3 protein-coding genes are annotated in these 2,114 nt (G+C 71.0%); all 3 read right to left on the bottom strand.

Features of this window, described 5'->3' with window-relative positions:
- The coding region (locus tag MIC448_RS16220) for a GTP-binding protein (RefSeq protein ID WP_036302088.1) at positions 1 to 308 on the bottom strand (308 nt) is incomplete at its 3' end.
- A complete protein-coding gene (cysD, locus tag MIC448_RS16215) occupies positions 308 to 1,228 on the bottom strand; it encodes a sulfate adenylyltransferase subunit CysD (RefSeq protein WP_198519524.1) in 921 nt (306 codons plus the stop codon). The genes MIC448_RS16220 and cysD, both read right to left, overlap by 1 nt.
- Positions 1,225 to 1,968, bottom strand: a complete 744-nt coding sequence (locus tag MIC448_RS16210; RefSeq protein WP_036302084.1) for a phosphoadenylyl-sulfate reductase — start codon at positions 1,966 to 1,968, stop codon at positions 1,225 to 1,227. The genes cysD and MIC448_RS16210 overlap by 4 nt, the downstream gene beginning before the upstream one ends.
- Between the last annotated feature and the right edge of the window lie 146 nt (positions 1,969 to 2,114).

Here is a 2,114-nt window from a genome sequence, read left to right as displayed (position 1 = left end):
ATGAACGACCGCGATCCGGTCGAGAAGTACCGGTACGCGACGTCGATCGTGATCCCCTGCTCGCGCTCGGCGCGCAGCCCGTCGGTCAGCAGCGCGAAGTCGAACTCGCCGTGCGCGAAACCGCGATCGGCCGACGTGCGCGCGACCTGCTCGAGCTGGTCGGCGAGGATCGCCTTGGAGTCGTGCAGCAGGCGCCCGACGAGCGTCGACTTGCCGTCGTCGACCGAGCCGGCGGTCGCGAACCGGAACAGCGTCGGCTGGGCAGTGAGCGTCGGCTGCGAAGTGAGCGTCGCGGTGTCCAGAGACATCAGAAGTACCCGTCCTTCTTGCGGTCCTCCATGGCGGCTTCGCTCAGCCGGTCGTCGGCGCGCGTGGCGCCGCGCTCGGTGAGGGTCGAGACCGCGACTTCGGCGACGATGTCGGCGACGGATGCCGCGGCGGAATCGACCGCGCCGGTGCAGCTCATGTCGCCCACCGTGCGGTACCGCACCGTGCGCACCTCGACCGGCTCGTCGTCGCGCGGCGGCGAGAACGGACCCACCGGACGCCACATGCCGTCGCGGCGGTACACCTCGCGCTCGTGCGCGAAGTACAGCGGCGGCAGCGCGATGCCTTCGCGCTCGATGTAGCGCCACACGTCGAGCTCGGTCCAGTTCGAGATCGGGAACGCCCGCACGTGCTGACCGGGTGTGTGGCGCCCGTTGTACAGGTTCCACAGCTCGGGGCGCTGGTTGCGCGGATCCCACTGCCCGAACTCGTCGCGCAGCGAGATGATGCGCTCCTTGGCGCGCGCCTTGTCCTCGTCGCGCCGCGCACCGCCGAACACGGCGTCGTGGCGGCCGGCGGCGATCGCGTCGAGCAGCGGCAGCGTCTGCAGCGGATTGCGCGTGCCGTCGGCGCGCTCGTGCAGGCGGCCGTCGTCGATGTAGTCCTGCACGCGCGCGACTTCGAGACGGATGCCGAGACGGGCCACCGTCGCATCGCGGAAGTCCAGCACCTCGGGGAAGTTGTGGCCGGTGTCGACGTGCAGCACGGGGAACGGCACCCTGCCCGGCGCGAACGCCTTGGTCGCCAGGTGCAACACGACGACGGAGTCCTTGCCTCCAGAGAACAGCAGCACGGGCCGCTCGAACTCGGCGACGACCTCGCGGATCACGTGGATCGCCTCGGCCTCGAGCAGGTCGAGCGTCGACAGGGCGGTGGCGGGAGCGATGAGGGTGTCGGTCATACGTGGAGCCCGCATTCCGTCTTCGAGAGGCCGGCCCAGCGGCCGGACCGGGGGTCTTCACCGGGGGCGACCGGCTTGGTGCACGGCTCGCAGCCGATCGAGGGGTAGCCGTTCGAGACGAGGAGGTTCACCGGCACCTGATGCGCTCCGGCGTAGTCGAGCAGGTCGTCGAACGTCCACGCGGCCACGGGGTTGACCTTCACGAGTCCGTTGCGCTCGTCCCACGTCACGAGCGGCGTGTTCGCACGGGTCGGCGCCTCTTCGCGGCGGACGCCCGTGAACCACACCTCGTACCCGGCGAGTGCATCCTTGAGCGGAGCGACCTTGCGGCGCGCGCAGCACAGCCCGGGGTCGCGGGCGAACAGCTGCGCCCCGAACTGGGCATCCTGCTCGGCGACGGTCTGCTCGGGCAGCACGTCGACGATCCGCACGTCGAGCACGCGGCCCACCTCGTCGCGTGTGAACCGCGTCTCGGCGAAGTGGTAGCCGGTGTCGAGGAACAGCACATCGACGCCCGGAAGCTGCTCGGCCACGAGGTGCGGCAGCGCCGCATCGGCCATCGAGCAGGCGACGGCCGCGGCATCCGTCGAGAAGTTCTGCGCGACCCACGCGACCACGTCGGCGGGGGATGCCTCGTCCCCGGCGAGGCTGCGCAGCTCGCGCTCGCCCAGCTCGGCGAGCGCCTTGAGCTCGTCGCGCGAACGCTTCACCGCGATCCGCGGTGCGAGTGACACAGTCATTGAAGGGCCTCCTCGTCGGCGCGGTGGGCCCACTGGGCGAACGTCTCGTCGGTCGCCGCGTCGCGCTCGGCGAGGAACCGGCGCACGACCCGGTCGACGTAGTCGGCGATGCCGTCGGCGGCGACCTTGAGGCCGCGCACGGTGCG

The organism is Microbacterium sp. C448, assembly GCF_000582705.2.
In the GTDB taxonomy this organism is placed as follows: domain Bacteria; phylum Actinomycetota; class Actinomycetes; order Actinomycetales; family Microbacteriaceae; genus Microbacterium; species Microbacterium lacus_A.
This window is presented reverse-complemented; position numbering and strand designations above follow the sequence as displayed.

Coding starts and splice junctions, on each gene's coding strand:
- MIC448_RS16210 (WP_036302084.1), bottom strand. CDS start 1,968: ATGACTGTGTCACTCGCACCGCGGATCGCGGTGAAGCGTTCGCGCGAC.
- cysD (WP_198519524.1), bottom strand. CDS start 1,228: ATGACCGACACCCTCATCGCTCCCGCCACCGCCCTGTCGACGCTCGAC.